The following is a 21,885-nucleotide window of genomic DNA, read 5'->3' as shown; positions in this document are numbered from 1 at the left end:
TCTGATGAGCGACGAGGAGCGCGGCGACTCCCTGGCCGACCAGGCCGCCGCCTGGATCCCCCCGTGGGAGCGCATTCCGCCCAGGCCCGACCCCACGGACGAGCCCTCGGGACGCGCCGATCGACCCGAGCCCGAGATCGTGGACACGGAGCGGGCACCGGACGCTGCCCACGATCTCGATCCCTCCCCAGATCGTGGAAGCAACGGGCCCCCCGAGGGGCCGAGTTCTTCCACGATCTCGTCCGCGGGCGAGCCGCACCGAGATCTTGGTACCGGGGCGCCCCCGGAGGGGCGGGACCGTGTCAAGATCTCGGGGGAGACCTCGCCCGGCGACGACGAGGGCGCTTCCGGCGTACCTCCGAAGCGTTCACGGCGGCGGGCGGCGCCGGAACCGGCGCCGGTGCTGGACGACGCGGAGCTGCGCGGCGCGCTGGAGGCGATCCTGCTGGTGGTGGACCAGCCGGTCAGCGAGCTGGTGCTGGCCGAGGTGCTGGAGCAGGCCCCGGAACGGGTCGGCGCGATGCTCGACGAGATCGCCGCCGGCTACACCTCGGCCGGGCACGGGTTCGAGCTGCGCCGCGCCGCGGGTGGTTGGCGTCTCTACACCCGGCCGGAATACGCCACCTACGTCGAGCGGTTCGTGCTGGACGGGCAGTCGGTCCGGCTGACCCAGGCCGCGCTGGAGACACTCGCCGTGGTCGCCTACCGCCAGCCGGTGACCCGGTCGCGCATCTCGGCCATCCGGGGTGTCAACTGCGACGGGGTGCTCCGTACCCTGGTGGGTCGCGGCCTGGTCGAGGAGTGCGGCACCGAAGCGGACAGCGGTGCGTTCCTCTACCGGACCACCACCATGTTCCTGGAGAAGCTGGGGCTCAACTCGGTGGACGACCTGCCGCCCCTGGCCCCGTTCCTGCCCGACGACGTAGAAGAGCTTGCCGATGCGACGCGATGACCGTGCCCCGAAGTCCGACGCCCCCGTGTACGAGAGCGCCGAGCGCCTCCAGAAGGTGCTCGCCGCCGCGGGGGTGGGCTCGCGGCGGGCCTGCGAGGACCTGATCTTCCGGCGGCGGGTCACGGTGAACGGCCGGGTCGCGCAGCTCGGTGACAAGGCCGACCCGGCACGCGACGTGATCCACGTCGACGGCGAGCGGCTCCAGGCCGACGTCCGCCTGGTGTACGTGGCGATGAACAAGCCGCGCGGGGTGGTCACCACCATGGCTGACGAGAAGGGCCGCACCGAGCTCGCCGACTTCATCGGCGCGCGGCTGGAGCAGCGGGTCTACCACGTCGGGCGACTGGACGCCGACAGTGAGGGCCTGCTGCTGCTCACCAACGACGGCACCCTCGCCCACAAGCTCATGCACCCGTCGTACGAGGTGCTCAAGACCTACCTCGCCGAGGTGGCCGGGCCGATCCCGCGCAACCTGGGCAAGCGGCTGACCGGCGGCGTCGAGCTGGAGGACGGGCCGGTGAAGGTCGACGGGTTCAAGGTGGTCGACACGCTTGGCAAAACCGCCCAGGTGGAGCTGACCCTGCACGAGGGGCGCAAGCACATCGTCCGACGCCTGATGGCCGAGGTGGGACATCCGGTGTCCCGGCTGATCCGTACCTCGATCGGTCCGATCAAGCTCGGCGACCTGCGCACCGGGCGGCTGCGGCGGCTGACCAACGCGGAGGTCGCCGCCCTGTTCAAGGCCGTGGGTGACTGACCGGAGACGACCGGGGTAGGGCGACCGGTAGGCTTCGACGCGGTCCGCGGGCCGGCGCGCACGCGCCCCCGACGGTCGCCCGCGCGGCGCGGGCATGATTGACGACGAGAAACCATCCGCTCAACGGCGTCGCTCCGTGACGACCTGCGAGGTACGGGCTGAGGAGGACAACGGTGGAGGAAAAGGTACCGGCCGGGCGTTGCGTGGTCGCGGTGGACGGGCCGTCCGGTTCGGGCAAGTCCACCGTGTCGCGGCGACTGGCGGTGAGCCTCGGCGCCCGCTACCTCGACACCGGCGCCATGTACCGGGCGCTGACCTGGGCGGTCCTGCGCTCCGGCGTCGAGCTGACCGACACCGAGTCGGTGGCCAAGGTCGCCGGCGAGGCCGACCTGCGCATCGGCACCGACCCCCGGGGGTACGCGGTCACCGTCGACGGCACCGACGTGTCCACCGACATCCGCGGCCCGGAGGTGACCGGCGCGGTCTCCGCGGTGGCCGCCGTGGGCGCGGTCCGGGAACTGCTGGTGGACCGGCAGCGGCGGCTGGTCGCCGAGGCGGGTCGGATCGTGGTGGAGGGCCGGGACATCGGCTCGGTGGTGACGCCCGACGCCGACCTGAAGGTCTACCTGACCGCCTCCGAGTCGGCGCGCGCCCAGCGGCGCAGCGCCGAGGACGCCGCCGACGTCTCGGCGACCGCCGCCGACCTGGCCCGCCGGGACCGGCTCGACTCGACCCGCACGGTCAACCCGCTCCAGCAGGCTCCCGACGCCGTGGTGCTGGACACCACCGAGCTGGGCATCGACGAGGTCGTCGCCCGCCTGCGTGACCTGCTCACCGAGCGGGGTGTCGCGTGAGCGCGGCACTGCGGGCGTCGCTGGCGCGATCGAAGGGTGGCTCGGCATGACCGACGACTTCGGTGGCTGGGTGGAGCTGCGTGAGCCGGAGGCCGAGGCCGACGAGCCGACCGGCCCGCAGCCCGTGGTGGCCGTGGTCGGCCGCCCCAACGTGGGCAAGTCCACGCTGGTGAACCGCATCATCGGCCGCCGCCAGGCGGTCGTCGAGGACATCCCCGGCGTGACCCGGGACCGGGTGCCCTACGACGCGCAGTGGAACGGCCGGGCGTTCACCGTGGTGGACACCGGCGGCTGGGAGCCCGACGCGAAGGACCGGGCCGCCGCCATCGCCGCCCAGGCCGAGGCGGCCGTGGCCACCGCCGACGTGGTGCTGTTCGTGGTGGACGCCATGGTCGGCTCGACCGACGTGGACGAGGCCGCGGTGAAGATGCTGCGGCGCAGCGCCAAGCCGGTGATCCTGGTGGGCAACAAGGCCGACAACACCACCATCGAGATGGAGGCGACCGCGCTCTGGTCGCTCGGCCTCGGTGAGCCGTACCCGGTGTCGGCGCTGCACGGCCGCGGCTCCGGCGACCTGCTCGACGCCATCATGGCCGCGCTGCCCGAGGCGCCGCCGATCGTGGAGAACCGGCCACGCGGGCCGCGTCGGGTGGCGCTGGTCGGCCGACCCAACGTCGGCAAGTCCAGCCTGCTCAACCGGTTCTCCGGCGAGGAGCGGGCGGTGGTCGACTCGGTCGCCGGCACCACCGTCGACCCGGTGGACAGCCTGGTCGAGATCGGCGGCGAGACCTGGCAGCTGGTGGACACCGCCGGCCTGCGCAAGCGGGTCGGCAAGGCCAGCGGCACGGAATACTACGCCAGCCTGCGTACCGCCTCGGCGATCGAGGCGGCCGAGGTGGCGGTGGTGCTGCTGGACTCCAGCGAGGTGATCAGCGAGCAGGACCAGCGGATCCTCACCATGGTGGTGGAGGCCGGCCGGGCCCTGGTCATCGCGTTCAACAAGTGGGACCTGGTCGACGCGGACCGCCGCTACTACCTGGACAAGGAGATCGACCGGGAGCTGCGACGGATCCCGTGGGCGATCCGGCTGAACCTGTCCGCGCAGACCGGCCGGGCGGTGGACAAGCTCGCTCCGGCGTTGCGTAAGGCGCTCGCGAGCTGGGAGACGCGGATCCCCACCGCGCAGCTCAACCAGTGGCTCACCGCGCTGGTGCAGGCCACCCCGCACCCGGTACGCGGCGGGCGCGCCCCGCGCATCCTGTTCGCCACCCAGGCCGGGGTGGCGCCGCCGCGGTTCGTGCTGTTCACCACCGGCCCGCTGGACGCCGGCTACCAGCGGTTCGTGGAGCGCAAGCTGCGTGAGGAGTTCGGCTTCGAGGGCAGCCCGATCGACATCTCGGTGCGCCCGCGCAAGAAGCTGGGCCCGGGCGGTCGCGGCAAGGCGCACGGCTGAGCGGTTTCCTGAAGAAGCCGCCGGGGCCCGCCCCGGCGGCTTCTTTCCTAGGATGCTTTAGGGGGAGTGGCGCCGGCCGCGTGCGTCGCGGAGGGGCCTGTGCGTACGGTGCGAAGATCTTGCGCTAAGCTGTACCGGCTGCCGCGGGGAACGACGCGTGGGGGCATCGGGACGTGGCGCAGCTTGGTAGCGCACTTGACTGGGGGTCAAGGGGTCGTCGGTTCGAATCCGGCCGTCCCGACAGCGAGAGGGTTTCCGCAGGTCAACGACTTGCGGAAGCCCTCAGCTTATTGTTTTGGCTCGATGCGGCGGCGCGTCAGGCGCTGCTGGAACCCTTAACTCGGGTGGTTTAGCGAGCCGGTCTTGGTTGCCTCCGCTGTGAATTGCCTGGCAGGCGTACTGCACTGGCCTCGTTATGGCCGTCGCTGGACCTCTTAACGGTGGACGATTTTCGGCCAAACGGGATGCGAGCTTCCCGCTCACAGATTGGCTGCCTGAGGCGTGCGCAGGTAGAGGCAACGACCTTGTCGGGGTCAAGGGCTGAGCAGCGCGTCGGCCGCCGCGTGCGTTCGGTGGCGCAGTGGTTAGCGGTCGCTGCTGGTGTGGACGGACTGCTACGGGCGCGCGTCAAGCTGAAGGAGCGGTGGGGCCTCTGAGAGCGCCGTAGATGTCAGGGATGACGCACGGCCATGTAGCTCTGTCACCTCTTGCCGTGCCGTATGGCAGCAGCCTTCTTGCGCCATACGGGGGAGCGGAGGACGAGGATCGCTGCCTTGATCTTGCGGCGCTCCACCTCACACGAGTCTCGTGGGAGTCTGGCAACCAGAGCGCGGGCTTCGCGCAACAGCTCCCACGCCGTCGACTCTCTACCGGCGCCCATCGCTGCGATGAGGTTCGTCAGGTCTGCGTGCAAGCGGTTTCGAGCTGCCTTCTCCTTGGTTGGCAGGGGCCGGCGGGAGGACGGATTGCCCAGGGGATTACGTAGTGGGCGCAGGTCGGAGGTCAACCCGCCGGATGTGAGGTTCACACGTTGCGACTTCATGTCACCTACTCTCGGCAACCGCTCAAATGAAATTAACCTGTCCCCCGTGCTTGTGTCGGCTCCGCCTGAAACTGACCACGTGGATCCGCCCCGGCTGATTGAGACCACCTCCTCCTGAAGCATCGAGGAGTGATCAGCCTGGAGGGCTGGGCGGAGATCCCGGCGGCTGCTTCGGCCGGAGGGGGTGGCGATTCAGGCCATCGCACGGCGGTTGAGGATGTCTCGCAACACCGCGATCGGTGTGGACACGCGTCAACCAATCGGGCCGCCACGCTCTGCCGCTCGATCCTGGCCATCTGCGACTCGCTGAACGTCGTGGTCATCGCCCAGGGCACCGAGATCACGACCAGGGCGATCGGCCTGGTCGCTCTCGATCCCCTCGTTGGGCAGGGGGGGCGGGCTGCCTATTTGGCCAGCCTGCCCCGCTGCACCGCCTGAAACAGCCAGCCCGGCTCGGCCAGCCCGATTCAATCCAGCAGCTCGGGTGAATCCGTACCGCGTTCCATCAACGCGACGTCGAGACCGAGCGCCGCGCACGCCGTCCTGACCGGCTCGAGAACGTCCAGGATCTGGTCGCGGACCGCCGAAGTTATCTCGAAGTCCTCGTTCAACTGCACGTCAGCGGCGAGGTCACCGTTGGGTGCCAGCCAGTCGGAGATGAACCCAGCAGTCGGGAGCCACATGCCGAACACCGGCCGGAGCGAGCGCAGTATGGCCCGGGCGTTCGCCGTCCGGCCGCGGCCGATGTCGAGTCGCAGCGCGAGATGGATGCCGGCTACCGCCAGCCAGCGGACCCGCAGCTCGTTGCCGCCAACCAGGATCGGCTGGCCGTTTCGCCCGGTTTCCACGCGGGCCTCACCGGTGCGGCGGCCGAAGCTCCAGGAACCGTTCAACCGGCTGAGGTATATGTAGTCGCCGCTGGGTCGGGCCTGCCCGCCGGTGACGAGCGCCCACCTCAACGCCTCCGGAGTGTCCCCGCCGACCAGCATCGCCACCAGCTTCTGGAACGCCTCCTCGACCCGTCGCGGGGTGCCGCCCAGCCGCAGGACGCAGAAGAGGGCCGTGAGTGTGAAGCCCTCGGCCTGGGCCAGCTTTAGGACCTCCTGGATGGTGACGCCAGCGTCGCTCTGCGGATGCTTCCTCGTCCAGGTGGTAAGCAGGAGCAGTTCCCACGAGGTGATCGTTGCCTGGTTGCGGCGATTGGCCCGGCCGGTGCGGACGGACAGGCGCGCGTCCAACCGCTCCCGGATGGTGAGCATGACCTCCTCGGACATGAACACCGCAGTCACCAGGCGCCAGCAGAGCGTCATGCCCGGTTTCAGCGCCTTGACCAGCCGGGCGGCCGCTGCCGTCTCCTGCCGCCCCCGCTGCAACCTCATGAAGGACGAAACCTCCTGGCTGACCAGCGGGTCGGCTTCGACTAGGGTCAGGGTGCCAGTACGCAGCCGGCTCCAGATCGTCTCGGCCACCAGGAACTCCTGGAAAGACCGGTGCGGGAACCCGAATCGCTCACCGATGCGGCGATCGAGCGGTGACCCAGCGAACAGGTCCCGGCGGACTGCGAGCAAATCACGACCCTTCGCGTATGGCTCGACCAGTTCCAGCGGGACGGTCTCGCTCGCGACGAAGGTGGCCTTCTGCTCCTTCCACAGCCAGAACGCGAGCGCGGTGAGGAAGGCGCGCCGTTCGGTCGAGTCGAACGCGGCTCGGGTGTTCTTGTCGTCCTCGCGCTGGATTACGGTGTCGATGAGGTGCCCGATGAAGATGTCGTAGATGCGGGCTAGGTCGAGCTCGCTGATCTCGCCGGCGTACTCGGGAAGGATCTCGGCCAGCATCCGCAGCTGGACCGGGCGCCGGGCCAAGTCCCGCAGGTGCCGCGAGCCAACCTTCTCCCACAGTGCCGCCACCTCGGCGTCAGGGTCGGCTAGGTCCGGGCGGCGGTACCGTACATAGCGGCCGAGGAACGCGCGGATCTCGTCGTTGTTGAACGGCGAGAGCTCGACCTCGAAGCAGTTGGGCCAGCCGGCGTCGGCGCGCCCGCCGCCGGAGTGCAACGCCATCTCCTGTTCCTCGTCGGTCTCGAACGCGGTGGGCCGGCCGAGCACGATCAGCCGTGAGTCCCCGTCGTGCAGCCGGTAGAGCTGACCCAGGTTGTACTCGAAGTCGTTCCATGACAGAAGCTGCTTCATCTCGTCGAAGCCGTCGAGGATGATGACGAAGCGCCCAGCCTGGTTGAGCCTCTGGAAGGCCGCGAACGAGTAGCCCGGTACCTGGTAGTTGGCAGTGAACTGCTTGCCCAGCAGGCCTTCTAGGGTCTGCTCTCCGGCCAGGTCGCCGAGGCGGATCAGGATGGGGATGCGGGCGTGCGGATCGTCCTTGGCGGCCTGTGCGAGAACGGCCGCGAGGTGACTGGAGAAAGAGCTCTTGCCCATCCCGTATGCGCCGAGCACCGCGATGGGCTGATCCGGTTCTGGCCCGACCGGCTCGTTCGGCTCCCGTGTTCCGCGGATCCACCGCCGCACTACTGTCTCGAGGTCCTCATCGAGTCGGGTGCGCGGCGGGACGTAATAGTCCGGCAGTCCGTCCGGCGAGGTGGCGAACGTGTCGAGCAGGTCTTGGAGGTATTCGCCGAAGTCGAGGGCGGCGGCGAGCAGTTCGTCGAGCCGAAGCACCTTGAGGTGACGGATGCCAGTCGCATACTCCTTGAGGTCGTCGGCTGCGTCTACCGCCGTGATCACGTATACCGAGTCGATCTCGCGGCGTTCAAGCAGGTCGAGCGGGGTCGCCAGCCTCGACCGGAGGCCGGCCGCCGTCACCGGCTCAGAGTCGTCACGGCAGATGACCACCATCCGCCGGTCGTCGTCGAGCCGGCGTTCGGTGGCCAGCATCTCGCCGTCGGTCCCGGTGTGCTCGACGGTCCAGCCGCTCGCCCGCAACGCCTGGCTCACCTGCTTGTCGAAGTCGGTCACCGCTCGCCTTCCTTGAGCTCGGCGAGAGCGCCAAGCGCCTCGATACGGGAGACGAGGCGCTCGGCGCCCACCTGGGTGAGGCCGGCGGCCAGCGTCGCGGGGCAGTGGGCGAGCATCTCGGTCACCTCGGCCAGGCCGGCGCCGGTGACCGAGCGAATCAGATCGACCAGCGGGATCCTCCGGCTGCCGGCGTCGGTGAGCACGACCGACCAGGTCCGCGTGCCGGCGTCCTCGGCCTGCGCAGCGGTGTCCCATAACCGATGGAAGCGATTGACCTGCTCGTCGGCGTCCATCCGGGGCACCCGGCTGGCGAGTTCCGGCACCAGGACGCTGAGCACGCCCCATGCCGGGAGCCGTGGCGAGGTGAAGGCGTCGTAGATGCGAGTGCGCCGGACGAGGTCGACATTGATGGCTCGCTCGAGATCGCGTACGGACGGCCAGCCGGCCTTGCGATGCAGCTCGTGCAGGGCCAGCGAGAGGTCGCGGTGCGCCCCGGCTGGCAGATCTGGCTTCCTCAGCGTCATGACTCCAGCCCGCCCGTCCGTATCTGTCCGTCCATGACCGAATCTCATCGAACCATGTCTTGTTTCGGTTTCGATAGTCCTTGATCGACGGAGTCTGTCCCCGGCGCGGAAACGGGCCGGACAGTGGACTTCGGGCGGCAGAGAGCCGTCATCCATAGTCAGGAGGAGCCATGCGGCGCAGACCCGTCACCACCCGCCTCGCGTTCATCACCACCGCTTCGCTCTCGGTCGCCTCGGCGGTGGGCAGCGTCGCGGAGGCGGTCGCCACACATTTCCACCACGAGGCCGGCGCGGGCGGTCACGCGGCGGCCGCCGTGATCGCGATCTGGGTCTTCGACAAGCTCAACAATCTCATCGACGACAAGGAGTAGGCGAAAAGATCAGCGGGAGCGAGCATTCGTGCGTCGGGTGGCTCGGCCGTAATCGGGTTCTCCGGGCATGGGCGGCGCAGCGCCACCAGCCGCTGGCTTGGTCGTCGAGTCCGACGCGTTCGAGGATCTCGACATCCGGCGGACGCACATGCTCGGAGGCCCTGCTGCCGTGGAGGCCGAGCAAGGTGAGCACGGACGAAGCTCGCCGTGGTTAACTGGCAGACTCGCGTATGCGTTCGGAGCGGGTTCTTCCTTCGCCGCGCCGGTCGCCGGCGGAGCGCTTCACGGACGGTAGCCGAAGCGGGTTCGCGCCGGCATCCGGATCCGGTAGCCGAGATGAGCGGCATCGCTGTCGCTTGAGCTGCAGCGGCTTCTGACTTCGGCCGCTTTCAGCTGTGCGCGCGGAGCTTGCCCAGTTCTTCTTCGAGGTGGGCGAGAACGGCTGCCGGGGCTGGCGCCCGGGTCAGGGACCGACCGATGACGATGTGGGTTTCGCCCGCGTGGATCGCGGCCGCTGGTTGCGCCGGTCGGGCATGCTCGGTTACGGTCCCCGGTGGCCGACTCGGCCTTCAGCATCACCCCCCGGGTGAGGATCAGCATGTCCGGACCGAGTTCCGCGCGCAGCAACGCCGCGTCCTGCGGCGAGGCAACTACTCCGTGACAACCGGCGCGCTGGGCCAGTCGGGCCAGCCGGAGGACCTATTCCTCGATCGTGGCGCTCAGCCCGATAGCGGCAAGGTCGGTGTTGGTGAGACTAGTGACGACCCGTCAGCGCGATGACGCGCAGTTGCGGGAAGCCAGCGGCTGCGTGTACTGCGGCCTCCATGATTTTGGGACCACCCATCGCGTGCACGGTGACCATGGTGGCGCCGAGCCGGCCGGCTGCGCGGACGGCACCCGCAACAGACGTCGGGATCTCGAGAAGCTTGAGATCCAGGAAAACATCCTTGCCCTCGCCGACCAGCCTTCTTGCCAGCGTCGGGCCAGCAACGGTCAGCAACTCCATGCCCACCTTGTATGCCTGGCCGGTGTTACCCAACCGGTCGACGATCGCCTCGGCGTCGTCAACGTTGTCGAAGTCGAGCGCGACGATGATGCGGCGTGCCGTTTTCACCCGCCGATATTGCCGGTTCCGCCCTGCAGCTGTCACGCGGGCAGGGAAGACTCGAGGTCGCGGCGGGTGAGGGCGGCGCGTAACCGCAGCGCTTCGACCGCCAGATTCTCCCGTCCACCTTGCTCGCGATCGATGGCACAAACGACCGAGTCAATCTTGGCGCCATTGGCCCGCAGCTGCCGGCACGACGCGGAACCGATCACGTCCGCAGTGGCTGTGCTGCATCACGAGCATGCCTGGCACCTGAGGACGTTGGCTGGGGTTGGACGCCGTTGTCTACCCTGGCGCGGTGCTTGCTGAGGACCCGAAGATCACCGACTGGATGCAGGCGTGGGGAAGCCTTGCCGGCCTGGTGATGTCCACGATTGCTGTGATCTTCACGGGTCTGCTGCTCCGTCACGAGATCCGCGTACGCCGTGAGGAGCGGCAGGACAACGAGGCGGCCCAGGCACGGCTAATCGTGGGCCGAGTGGTTGGACCCTTCCGGGGTACGAGTGCTACGGCAGCCCCGTGGGGGACATTCTGGGCTACGAGTGGGAGGTTACTAACCACAGCGACGCGCCGGTCTTCAACTTGAGAATTCGGCTTATCGACCCGGCTGGGAACCTAGTTCTGCGGGTTGTGGAGGACGGCGAGGAGCTGGACTACCAGAGCGTCGCTATCCTGGACAAGACAGAGCGACGACGATGGGTTCTTGCTTCTTCGATCGAGAAAGCGGAGCCGGTTCGGATCGTGGTGGAGTACACAGACACCAATGGGCTGATGTGGGGTCGCTCCGGCGGCTCTCGCCCTTGGCGGATAAGGTTCTCTGCCCTCTTGCCGAGGCGTAGCGGGCTGGGACACCGATGACGCGTTGCTCGTCCCTGCGCAACCGCCTCCAGATCAACTTCGATCTGGAGGCGGTTGCGGAGGCGCTACACGACGCCGACGGCATTGGCTGCACGGCGGGCTTGGTGTGCTAGTGCCGTGACCACGAACGTTTACGGTGTTGGTGGACACGCCGCGCGGCCTGTCGGCCGGGCGGCGTTGTGCCGGTCAGGCTGTGGCGGTGGCAGATCTTGTACGCGTTCGGCGGTTGAGTGATCAGGAAGGTCAGCAGCTGCTGAGAATCACCCGCCGGGGAACCGGCTCGACGATCCGACTACGGCGGGCGATGGTCGTGCTCGCCTCGGCCGGCGGGAACACGGTGCCGGCGATCGCCCGCCTGGTTCAGGCCGACGAGGACACGATCCGGCAGGTCATCCGCCGGTTCAACGAGATGGGGATGGCCAGCCTGGACCCTCAGTGGGCGGGTGGCCGTCCCCGCCAGATCAGTCCTGACGAGGAGCAGTTCATCGTCGAGACGGCCAACACCCGCCCCGAGAAGCTGGGGCGGCCGTTCACCCGCTGGAGTATCCGCAAGCTCGCCGACCACCTGCGCCTTCACGCCACCCGCCGGATCCGTATCGGGCGGGAACGGCTGCGGCAGTTCCTGCACCGGCACCAGATCAGCTTCCAGCGGACCAAGACGTGGAAGGAGTCCACCGACCCGCAGCGCGATGCCAAAATCGCCCGGATCTAGTACGTGAGCAGCCAGTTCCCGCAGCGGGTGTTCGCGTTCGACGAGTTCGGTCCCCTGGTGATCCGTCCGCAGTCAGGGGCCGGGTGGGCGCCGGCGGGGCATCCGCATCGGCTGCCCGCGAACTACCACAAGCTGCACGGGGTCCGGCAGTTCCACGGCTGCTACTCGGTGGGCGACGACCAACTCTGGGGCGTCGTGCGCCGCCGCAAGAGCGCCGCGAACACCCTCGCCGCCTTGAAGTCGATCCGAGCCGCGCGTCCGGAAGGGGCGCCGATCTACGTCATCCTGGACAACCTGTCCGCGCACAAAGGCCTCAAGATCCGCAGGTGGGCGGCCCGCAACAAGGTCGAGCTGTGCTTCACCCCGACCTACGCCTCCTGGGCCAACCCGATCGAGGCCCAGTTCGGGCCGCTGCGCACCTTCGTCATCGCCGGCTCCGACCACCCCAACCACCCGGCGTTGACCCGGAAACTGCAGGCCTACCTGCGCTGGCGCAACGCCAACGCCCGCCACCCCGACATCCTGGCCGTCCAACGCCGCGAACGCGCCCGCATCCGCAGCGAACGACAACGACGCTGGGGCCAACCACCACTCGCGCAGCCTGATCCCAACACTGCGAAACGTTGGCGGTTACGGCACCGCGTGCTGCCCGAGCATCAGGCCTCGCCGGCTGGTCGCCCCACCTCGCCAAGCGCATCCAGTAGCCGATTCCTCGCATCCTGCAATCGGACGGGATAGTCCGGCCTGAATACCTCCGCCAGCGAGGTCTCCAACGTCCCGGAGATGCGATACAGCGGGGACCACACCGCACGATCGCGATCGACCAACTCGTCGAAATCGGCAGTGCCCATCATCCGGTGAAGCCAGTCTGAGAGCACCAACGCCTCGTCCCGGCTAAGCCTGATCATGAAGTCGTCCTCCGTCACCGCGCCGAGGCTACCGTCGGCTCGACACCGTGAACGTTCGTGGTCACGGCACTAGAAAACGACGCCGCGTGTCGAGTGCCCGGCCTGCTCAACGGTGACGTGCCTGCCGTCCAGCTGTCGGCGGTCTCGTCCTGTGATGGGATACGCCCATGGTGCACTCGCAGGTCCGTCGGGCCGGCGGTGCGGCGGTCAGGTTGCAGCGTCTGTCGCTGGTCAATGCCATAGCCCGGCGGCTCGTCTTGCTGCGGTGATTACCCTGGACAGCCACGTTTTCGGGGTTAACGTTTCCTGGACGCTGAGTAGATAGGCGGCTGGGGCGGCCCAAGCCGCCTTCGCCTTTGCTCGGGTGGCCCGGCGCAGGCTTAGTGCACCGAGCGCAACGCCGCTGGCGAGGGCTAGCTGGGGCTGGGCGAGCATGCCGGTGGCCGCCAGCCCGGCGGGCAGTTCGAACTTATTGTTTATCGCGAGGTTGGCCGTCTCGATCCCGACGTCCGTGAGTCCCCGGCGGAGTTCGTCCACGGGTGCCTTGGCGTAGCGGGACACCGCGTCGGACAGGTACGCGGCGAGGATGGTTGGCGACTCGACATCCCGCAATTGATCGGCCAAATCAGATCCGACCGTGTCGATGTATTCGCGCCACCGATCGAACTGTCCGCCGAAGCGACGTCGAACCTCGATGATCTTTTCTATCGGGACGTGGTCGAGGTCGCTCGGCGTGACTGCGGTAACGCACAGCATGCCGAACGTCTCGGAGATGCCCGGCTGGTCGGTGCCCGCTGGGTTGGCGTCATCGGCTGGTGTGAAGGTGAGCGGACCGGAGACGATGGCGTGGGCGGCCAGTTGGTCAGTGGTGGTGGCGAGGTTGTTTCGCCGGGCTAGTTCCTCGATCAGTCGACACTTGTAGATCCAGGCCAGCTCCGGGTGCATGGCGTACCAGTCACCGCGAGCCGGTACTGCTAGGCCCGCATGTATCAGGTCCTCGGCTAGGTGGGGCAGCACCTCACTGGAGTGCACGCCGGCCAGGGCTCCAGACTGGATCCGTTCGACAATTCGTTGCGGATGCGCCCACTGCGCCGGTCCGTAGTGCTCCAGCTCGGGGATGCAGCCAGACTCGGTGCCGGGCAACGGGAGCGGTTGAGGCGCGGAGAACTCGCTCGGATCCGGGGTGGCAAGCTGCGAGGGTATCCGCCAGGCCTCATGTCGCTTGGCGGGAAGGGTGTCGACGAACTGGGAGAACGGTCCGACCACCGCCTGCGCCGCCGGAGTCGGCGAGTGATCGACTACAAACCCAAGTTCATCCTGCAGCGCTTGGACCAGGGCGGAGTTACGGGTCGGGTAATCCGGATGGACGACCCGCACCATACGCGGCCAGTACAACGCCGCCACCTTTAACCACCGGATGTCGCGGAAGTGAATGTACGGATAGTAGACGGCCATCTGGGGCAGACGCGCTGCGGATCCCGACACGACACCTCCAAGAAGGGGACTACCGGAACAAGATCTACTACGTCTCCCGGGAGAGCGACAAGCAATTTTCTTACTTTGCACTCATCAGGTTTGCGACAGAGCGGTGAGCCCTGAACGACTCGCTCTCATGCCGCGGACCGCGCGCCGCGCAGCGTCACGATAGCTTGGGTCAGGTGCCGTCGGGTCTCTGCTGCACCGATAGGTGACATCTGAGATGGCTTGCCCTGACGGCGAGCTGGAAGGATGTTGCTGTGCCCAAGCCCTACCCCCCGAGAGTTCCGTGATGACGTCGTGCGTGTCGCTCGTGACCGTGACCCGAGCGTGACGGTCGAGCAGATCGCGAAGGACTTCGGGGTCCACCCGATGACGTTGTTCAAGTGGCTGCGCCAGGCCGACATCGAAAGCGGCGCGAAGCCCGGCACGACCAGCGGCGAGTCAGCCGAACTGCGCGAGGCCCGCAAGGATCCGGTCGTTGGAGCAGGAGAACGAGGTCCTGCGCCGGGCCGCAGCGTACTTTGTCGCAGGCCCATCTGCCGGGAAAAGGCTCTACGCGCTCGTGAGCGAGCTGGCCGACGACGGGATCCCCGTCGCGGTGACTGCCGGGTACTGAACATCGCTCGTCAGCCCTACTACCGGTGGCTCGCCCGGCCCGTCCGCGACGCCGAACTCGTCGCGCTTACCGCCCAAACGCCCTGGCCGACGCCCACCGCGATGACCCGGAGTTCGGGTACCGGTTCCTGATCGATGAGGCCCGCGCCGCCGGAGAGCCGATGGCGGAGCGCACCGGGTGGAGGATTTGCTCGGACAACGGCTGGTGGAGCGCCTTCAGCAAGCGCAAGAAGCGCGGCAAGGGTGGCAAGGCCGGTCCATCGGTTCACGACGATCTCGTATAGCAGGATTTCACCGCCGACGGTCCGAACCGCCTGTGGCTGGCCGACATCGCCGAACACCGCACCGGCGAGGGCAAGCTCTACCTGTGCGCGATCAAGGACGTGTGGTCGAACCGGATCGTCGGCTACTCCATCGACTCACGGATGAAGTCCCGCCTTGCCGTCAACGCGTTGCACGACGCCGTAGCCCGACGCGGCCGGGTGGTCGGCTGCGTGTTGCACACCGGCTGCGGATCCCAATTCCGCAGCCGAAAATTCGTCCACGCCCTGTACCACCATCACCTGACCGGATCGATGGGCAGAGTCGGCGCCGCCGGCGACAACGCCGCGATGGAATCCTTCTTTGGCCTGCTGCAGAACAACGTCCTCGACCGCCGAACCTGGACCACCCGCCAACAGCTCAGGACCGCGATCGTGACCTGGGTCGAACGGACCTACCACCGCCGCCGACGCCAATGATCCCTGTTCCGGTTGACCCCCATCGAGTACGAGACCACCATGACCCCACCGGCCAGTCAGGCCCGCGTGACTGAAACTGTCACCTATCGGTGCAGCAGACCCCGACTCCGCCAGGCTTCGACTTCGCCGAGCGGATGGGCATCTCGGCGGGTCCTGTCGGCGGGATTTTGCTGCCCGAATGATCGATGTCGAGATGTGGTTGCGCGGCTATCGTCGGCGGTTCATGGTGACGCATGGGGAATGAGCAGTGAAGTACTGTTTCAATGCTCCGCCGAACTGGCCGGCGCCGCCTGCGGGCTGCGTGCGTCGCCCTGACTTGAGGGCCATGTACCTGTCGGCTGACCTCTGATGGTCAGTGCGCTGCCGAAAGGGGTATCCGCGTCGATCGACTGGTTCGCGTTCACCGGCGGCTAGCTAGGCCACCCCGGAGCCGGTCGACCCCATTTGCAGTCACACGGGCTCAAGGATAGGCCGTCGTCAACGGTAGCCAGATCACGGTTCGGCCCTTCGCGCTCAGCAGGGGCGTACACGCGGGAAGGACAGCACAACGGACGGAGCAGGTAGCCGCGAGCAGCAGCTCGCCAGGCTTATCTCGGACATTGGGCCCTGCGGCGGAGATGAAGTGCTGGCTGCCGCGCAGCGGCGCTGGCCAGGCTTGACCCGGGGACGGCTGCAGAGAATCCTCGTTGCTGCGATCAGCGCCGGACTCATCCGCGACGAGTTTGGGAGCCTCCAGAACGCAGAAGCGGCAGCCTCGCCAAGCTCTGGGCACCCCCAATCGACGGCGCCGACGAAGGTTCCTCGCGCCGTAGTAGTCGACGTCGAGGCGGTGGTACGCCCCACCGCCGAACGTCCCGCCGGTGACCGGCGTATCTACCAGATCGGCGCGGTCCGGCTGTCGTCTGACGCCACATGGGTCGAGGCGGGACCACGGCTCACAGCGTGGGTCAAATTGCCGGACGCCGACTGGGAAGAGCAGCTGCGGTCGGCTTCCGTGCGGGGCCAATACGCCACCCGCGCGGTACCTGTCGAGCAGGCGCTGCACGACCTGCGGAACTACCTGGCGGAGGCGGACATCATTGTGGCTTACAGCGGCACTGGCGCCGACTTTCCGATGCTCGACGAAGTGGCCACGGCTGCCCAGCAACCACCGATCGGCGGGCTGCGCCGCGTCGATGCGCTGTACCTTGCCCACGCCGTCTGGCCGACCGCTCGGTCGTACCGTCTTGCGGAGCTCGCCGACGACGTCAGCGTCGACCGGTCTGGGCTGAACTGGCACGACGCCGCAGACGACGCGGACCTGACCGCCCGGCTACTTCATCGCGCCGCGGCCGTCGTCGACAGCTGGGATGCCCCGCTGCGGGATCTGCTGCTTGCCGTCAGCGCAGGGTCGCCCGGCTGGGACCTGCTCACGTCGCTACTGGCCGCACCAACCGGACGGCCGGCCGCTGATGACGGAGCGGTCGCCAAGGTTCTCGCGGACGTGCTCGGCAGTGGGGACCTGCGCGAACCAGTCCGGCGTGGCCGTACCATGCCACCGAACCTGTCGATACCGGCGCACCTGTTCGACCAAACAGCGCACGTGGACCCGCACGCACTCGCTCAAGTCGCCGCGTCTGGCGCTGTCGAGCGCCGACCGGCGCAGCAGCAGATGGCCCAGCTGCTGGCCTGTCAGGTCGCAGCCGGCCGGGACGCGTTGTGTGAGGCGCCGACCGGCACCGGCAAGAGCTACGCCATTCTCGCCACAGCCCTCGAATGGCTGGCCAGCGACCCGCGGCGACAGGTGGTCCTGGCAACCTTCACCAAGCAGCTGCAGACCCAGCTCGCCGCCGACATCACCCGGCTCGCGTCGGCCGTACCTGGACTCGATGACATCGCTGACCTGGTGAAAGGAAAACGTAACCGGCTGTCGCTGCGGGCCCTCGTCGCCGCGCTGGCCGACGCGGTGACGGCTGCGGCAGAAGCCGACCGCACGGGTGGTCGAAGCCGGTTTGCGGCCCATCCCGGCTATCGCGAGTTGCTGGTGTACCTGGTCCGACGGCTCACCACAGCCACGTCGGCGCAGCAGGCGTGGGTCGCGCGAAGCGTCGACACTGCCGACGTCCCGGTCTTCCTCGCCGAATACTTCGATGCGACGACCGGGCCGTTGGTGGGATTGTGGCTGGCAAGCGTCAGCCAGGAATCCGACGACTACGGCGCCGGCTCCGGATCTCCGCTCGCGCGCATGACCGACACCGTCGTCGAGGCACTCGCGGGGCACCGGTTGGTGATCGCCAATCACGCGCTGCTGCTGAGCAACCCGGACGCGTTCGTCGATGACACTCTTCTCGTCGTCGACGAGGCACATTCACTCGAAAACGCTGCGACCGGAGCGGCGAGCGCCGAGGTCGACTATCGGGCGGTGGAGAACCTCGTCGCCGAACTGCGCCATTGGTACACCACGCAGCGCGGCGCGCCGCAGGTGCTCGGCAAGCAGATCACCGAACTGGAACGGATGCTCGACACGGAGGCGATGCCGCGGGCCGCGCAGGCGGTGTTCGACGCCGCCGGCGGCGAACCGGGTACCCGGGCGGCGACCGTGGCCAGCCCTTTCGGTGGGCTCGGTGGTAGCGCGCCGGCCCGACAGCTGCTTGCCAGGCTCGAAAGCCTCGCCGTCGTCGCCGGTATCGTCTATCGGCAGATGTCTGGCCACCTCGGATCGGCTCAGATGCAGGCTGCGTCGTGGTGGGAACGGGAACGGGCCGCATCGCTGGCCGCCCGGGTGGGAACCGTGGGCGAGGCCGCCGACCGGATCGTCGCCGACGCCCGTGACATCCTCGACCCGCCCCGACCCGACAGAGCTGCCGGGGATCCGGCCAGCGCCGAAGACACCACAGGTGACGCCGATGCGGGGGAGACGGTGGCCCCGGCCGACCCGCTCGAAGAGCAGCTCGGGGAGGACGGCAGCGCCATCACCCGGCCGGACCTCGGACCGGACAACAGCGGGCCGGCCGCGGCGCCGGTAGGGTCGAACCGCGTCGTGTTCGCCACCGAACTGGAGATCGACGGCCTCAGCGTCTCCGCCCGCCGGTACGCGTTCTCGACGACGTCCGCGCCGATCGAACTGGCCCGCGACCAGCAGTGGGCGCTGGCCCGGTCCCGGTTCGCCCGAATCTTCTTCGTCTCGGCGACGCTGCAAGTGTCCGGCAGGTGGGACTACATCCGTAGCCGGCTCGGGCTCGGCTTCGACGTGGACGCCCATTACCTGTCCGGCCCGTTCGACCTCGCCGCCCAGGCCCGGCTGGTGTGCCTGACGGACTTCCCCAGCTGGGCCGAACAGACCGACGGCGCCGTCCGCACCGTCGCCCATCAGCTCACTGGCTACGCCCGCGAGGCCATCCGCCCGGTGGCCGCCACCAGAGACGACGCGCCGGCGGCCGACGGGTTCACCGGCGGTGGGCTGGTGCTGACCACGTCGACCCGAGCGGCGTCCGCGATAGCGGAGAGGTTGCTGGCCGAACTGCCGGCAGGCGCGCCGGGCGTTCCGGTCACGGTCGCCCCGCTGCTCGGTAACGCCCGGGCGGCGCGGGCGTTCACCGAGACCGGCGGGTTCTGTGTGGCGACCCGCGGTATGTGGCAGGGCGTCGACTTCCCCGCCGACCGGCTATCGCTGGTGTGGATCAACAAGCTGCCGTTCGCGCCGTTTGCCGACCCGATCGTCGCCGCCCGCCGTGCCGCCGTCGCCCGCCGTGCCACGGACGCCGGCCATCCGGACCCGGACCGGGTCGCGACTGAGTCGTACTACCTGCCCCTAGCAGCGATGGACCTGCGGCAGGCGGTCGGCCGGCTGATCCGGTCGGCCCACCACCGCGGTGTCATCATCATCAGCGACCGCAAACTCGCAGGGCAGACCGCGCTGCGGCGAAGCTACCGTCGAGTATTCCTGGAGTCTCTCGACCCCGGCCTGCTGATGGCCGACCCCGACACCGGCGAGAAGGCCGGCGGGAACCTGATGAGCATGGCCGAGGGCTGGGAACGCGTCTGGCGGTTCCTCGCCGACTCCGGTCGAATCACACCTGAACGCGCCGACGAGTTGTGTACCCCGGACGCGCTTGCCGAACACACCCTGCTTCCCGCCACCCGCAAGATCCTCGCCGCCCGCATCGACGACGACACCGAGGCGGTAGCCCGCGCCAACGGCAAGCTAGGCGACCTGTTGGTCGAGCGGTGCGCCCAGATCGCCGGCTACCTGCGGTTCTCCGACGCTCCGCTGCAGCTGCGACCCCAACAAGAGCAGGTGATCCGCGCCGTCGCCGACAACGCCGACGTGCTCGCGCTCCTACCGACCGGGTTCGGCAAGTCCTACACATTCCAGCTCCCCGCGCTCGCGCTGGCCGGCGTCACCGTCGTCGTGTCGCCGTTGGTCGCGCTGATGGCCGACCAGGCCCTCGAGCTGAATGCGAGCGTCGGCGGCGCGGTCCGGGCACTCGTCGGGCCGATGGCGGAGTCCAACAGTCGCCGCGGCAAGACCGAGGTCGCCGAGCAGCTCACCGGCACCCACGACCACGGCATTAAGCTCATCTACATCTCCCCCGAACGTCTGGGCAATCGGCGGTTCCAGCAGCTGTTGCGAATCGGTGCGGCGAACGGCCAACTGCGCCGGATCGCCGTCGACGAAGCACATACGTTCGTGCAGTGGGGCGACGACTTCCGCCCCAGCTTTCGCCGCGCCGCCGGTCTGCTCACCCAACTCCGGCAACAGCACGGGGTACGGATCACTGCGGTCACCGCTACCGCCAACCGGGGGGTACGGGCCGGGCTGCGCAGCGGACTGTTCGGCCTGCCCGACGAGCCGAGCGTCGGTGAGCCGCTGGCCACTGTCACCGCAGACCCGCTGCGCCCGGAGCTTGCGATCTACCGGCGGACGTTCCGGGCCGCCGGCCCGAACACCGTCGCCGGTCTGGCCGAGGCGGTCACGTCCGCCTGCGACGACCACGCGATTTTCTACTGCCTCACCGTCCGGGAAGTCGACGCGCTCTATGCGCATGTGCGCGAGTTCGTCGGCGATGGAGAAACCCGGCGGGTGCGCCGGTTCCACGGCCGGTTGTCGGAGGCAGAGAAAGCCGCAGTCCTCACCGAGTTCCGCGACGCGCCGAAAAAGGGCGAGGAAGGGTTCGTCCCGCTGGTGATCGTGGCGACCAGCGCATTTGGGCTCGGCGTCAACCGTGGCGACATCCGCTGCGTTTTCGTTGTCTCCCCACCCACCGACCTCGCCGGGCTGTATCAGCAGCTTGGCCGCGCCGGCCGCGACCAGGCCGGACGGGACCCGGCCGAGATCAGCGCACCGTCGTACGGGCTCGCCCTCGGCACGGGACGGGGCTTCCGGACCGTTGCATGGATGATCGCCCAAGGCCTGCCGGATCCGACGATGCGACGTATCGGCAGCGCCGTCCTATCTGCGGCCCGGGGTAGGGGAGTGCTCGACCCGGACTTGGTCGCTGACACTGTCATCGGCGAGGAGGTCACCGCTGGGTGGATGTCACTCGACGACGCCCGCAAGCCGGCGACGGCGGCGATGTACAGGACCGCGGTCATCCGGGCGCTCGCCGCGCTCGCCGCCGCCGGAACGATCGACGACGGCGGAGACTTCCCCGCGACCGTCGTGCTGACCCCGCTCGACGACGCGGTCTCATGCCCAGACAGTCTTGCGGCCGCCGCGACTGTCATCCAGCAGCTCACTATCACCCGTCCGGGCCGTCACCGCCTGACCGAGCTGCACCAGCAGCTCACCGGCGCAGTGGACGGATACGACAACCTTGCCACCGATGCTGCCGGCACCTGGGCGTTGCTGGCTATGCTGCATGACCTTGGCGTCGTCGACGTCTCCCAGGCCGGCAACAATCAGACACTGGTTTCGGTGGGAATGCTCGGCCGAGCAGGCAAACTGCCAGCGGACTTCGGCGCCCGGATGAATGCCCACCGGGCCCGGCTCACTACCGAACTGACCGCGTTGCGGGACTGGTACGCGGAGCCCACCCGGTGCGCCAACGTCGGCTTCACCGAGTACTTCGGGCAGGCCGGACAGCCGGTGCCTGACGGTACCTGCAGCACCGCAGCCTGTCGCTGTTCCACTTGCTGGTCGAACAGCAGCGATACCACCTCGACACCCGCGCTGCTGAACGCGTTGAACACACCGCGGCCGCGGCCGTCCGCCGACCGCGACGGTGCCCCGTACCAGGCGGCGGTTGACCGGTACGTGCGGGCGTTGCTCTGGGACAACTACCGAGGGCTGACCGCCGGAATGCTGCACAGAGTCCTCCGCGGCGACGACTCTTACCTGTCCAGCCGGTCCGGGCGCCTGCGACCGCTGTGGCCGCAGCTGCTCTATCACCGGCTGCGCGGTGTCGATCCCGGTATAAAGCTCACCCACGTCAACGACGCGCTCATCCGGCTAGACAACGCCGGCGAGGCGGTGCTGACCGACCTCGGCCGGGTGTGGCGGCTTCGCCGGCACGTTGACCATGACAACGCCCGCGCCGTGGTATCGGCCCGGTAGGCAGGAGCAGG

13 protein-coding genes, 1 tRNA gene and 2 pseudogenes are annotated in these 21,885 nt (G+C 68.5%); 11 read left to right on the top strand and 5 right to left on the bottom strand.

Translation table 11 applies throughout. The features are described 5' to 3' along the window. Positions 1-4: 4 nt before the first annotated feature. The 6 genes from scpB to ACIA6B_RS27690 all read left to right on the top strand — a co-directional run bounded on the left by scpB (position 5) and on the right by ACIA6B_RS27690 (position 5,496). The gene (gene scpB / locus ACIA6B_RS27715) at positions 5-952 is read left to right on the top strand and encodes an SMC-Scp complex subunit ScpB (RefSeq protein ID WP_396777736.1); all 948 of its coding nucleotides are present in this window, start codon (positions 5-7) and stop codon (positions 950-952) included. After that, positions 939-1,709 carry a pseudouridine synthase gene (locus ACIA6B_RS27710; RefSeq protein ID WP_396777735.1) on the top strand — a complete coding sequence of 257 codons (771 nt, stop codon included), beginning with the start codon at positions 939-941 and terminating at the stop codon, positions 1,707-1,709. Before scpB ends, ACIA6B_RS27710 begins: the two co-directional genes overlap by 14 nt. Positions 1,710-1,882: 173 nt before the next feature. Next, positions 1,883-2,563: a (d)CMP kinase gene (gene cmk, locus ACIA6B_RS27705; protein WP_396777733.1), complete on the top strand. Its 681-nt coding sequence runs from the start codon at positions 1,883-1,885 to the stop codon at positions 2,561-2,563. Between the two features lie 46 nt (positions 2,564-2,609). After that, entirely contained in the window at positions 2,610-4,016 is a 1,407-nt protein-coding gene (gene der, locus ACIA6B_RS27700) for a ribosome biogenesis GTPase Der (RefSeq protein ID WP_396777731.1), read from the top strand. 167 nt (positions 4,017-4,183) lie between these two features. Further along, positions 4,184-4,257: transfer RNA gene (locus ACIA6B_RS27695), tRNA-Pro, on the top strand. A gap of 930 nt (positions 4,258-5,187) precedes the next feature. Next, complete coding sequence (locus ACIA6B_RS27690; protein ID WP_396777730.1) at positions 5,188-5,496, top strand: hypothetical protein; 309 nt, start codon at positions 5,188-5,190, stop codon at positions 5,494-5,496. Positions 5,497-5,525: 29 nt separating this feature from the next. Here ACIA6B_RS27690 and ACIA6B_RS27685 read toward each other — a convergent pair whose 3' ends face one another. Beyond that, a complete protein-coding gene (locus ACIA6B_RS27685; RefSeq protein WP_396777729.1) occupies positions 5,526-8,027 on the bottom strand; it encodes an NACHT domain-containing protein in 2,502 nt (833 codons plus the stop codon). Beyond that, a complete protein-coding gene (locus tag ACIA6B_RS27680; protein ID WP_396777727.1) occupies positions 8,024-8,551 on the bottom strand; it encodes a ribosomal protein L7/L12 in 528 nt (175 codons plus the stop codon). The genes ACIA6B_RS27685 and ACIA6B_RS27680 overlap by 4 nt, the downstream gene beginning before the upstream one ends. Before the next feature lie 170 nt (positions 8,552-8,721). Here ACIA6B_RS27680 and ACIA6B_RS27675 point away from each other — a divergent pair, with 170 nt between their 5' ends. Further along, on the top strand, positions 8,722-8,922 hold the full coding sequence (locus tag ACIA6B_RS27675) for a hypothetical protein (RefSeq protein ID WP_396777725.1): 201 nt from the start codon (positions 8,722-8,724) through the stop codon (positions 8,920-8,922). A gap of 754 nt (positions 8,923-9,676) precedes the next feature. Here the strand turns inward: ACIA6B_RS27675 and ACIA6B_RS27670 are convergent. After that, on the bottom strand, positions 9,677-10,036 hold the full coding sequence (locus tag ACIA6B_RS27670) for an orotidine 5'-phosphate decarboxylase / HUMPS family protein (RefSeq protein ID WP_396777724.1): 360 nt from the start codon (positions 10,034-10,036) through the stop codon (positions 9,677-9,679). Between the two features lie 32 nt (positions 10,037-10,068). Beyond that, positions 10,069-10,239, bottom strand: coding sequence for a hypothetical protein (locus ACIA6B_RS27665; protein ID WP_396777722.1), 171 nt, complete (start codon positions 10,237-10,239; stop codon positions 10,069-10,071). Positions 10,240-10,546: 307 nt separating this feature from the next. Here ACIA6B_RS27665 and ACIA6B_RS27660 point away from each other — a divergent pair, with 307 nt between their 5' ends. Continuing rightward, positions 10,547-10,885 (top strand): hypothetical protein, encoded by a 339-nt coding sequence (locus ACIA6B_RS27660; RefSeq protein WP_396777720.1) that lies wholly within the window; start codon positions 10,547-10,549, stop codon positions 10,883-10,885. 199 nt (positions 10,886-11,084) lie between these two features. Then, positions 11,085-12,185 (top strand): annotated as a pseudogene (locus tag ACIA6B_RS27655) (IS630 family transposase); the annotation flags it as partial. A 551-nt stretch (positions 12,186-12,736) separates the two neighbouring features. Here the strand turns inward: ACIA6B_RS27655 and ACIA6B_RS27650 are convergent. Next, positions 12,737-13,960, bottom strand: a complete 1,224-nt coding sequence (locus tag ACIA6B_RS27650) for a DUF6236 family protein (protein WP_396777718.1) — start codon at positions 13,958-13,960, stop codon at positions 12,737-12,739. Between the two features lie 273 nt (positions 13,961-14,233). Here ACIA6B_RS27650 and ACIA6B_RS27645 point away from each other — a divergent pair. Both ACIA6B_RS27645 and ACIA6B_RS27640 read left to right on the top strand, forming a co-directional pair. After that, positions 14,234-15,336 (top strand): annotated as a pseudogene (locus ACIA6B_RS27645) (IS3 family transposase); the annotation flags it as partial. A 625-nt stretch (positions 15,337-15,961) separates the two neighbouring features. After that, a complete protein-coding gene (locus ACIA6B_RS27640; protein WP_396777716.1) occupies positions 15,962-21,874 on the top strand; it encodes a DEAD/DEAH box helicase in 5,913 nt (1,970 codons plus the stop codon). Positions 21,875-21,885 lie beyond the last annotated feature (11 nt).

The sequence above is a fragment of the Micromonospora sp. NPDC051141 genome (assembly GCF_044455765.1).
GTDB lineage: Bacteria > Actinomycetota > Actinomycetes > Mycobacteriales > Micromonosporaceae > Micromonospora.
The sequence above is the reverse complement of the archived record's forward strand: the minus strand, read 5'-3'. Positions and strand labels throughout refer to the sequence as shown.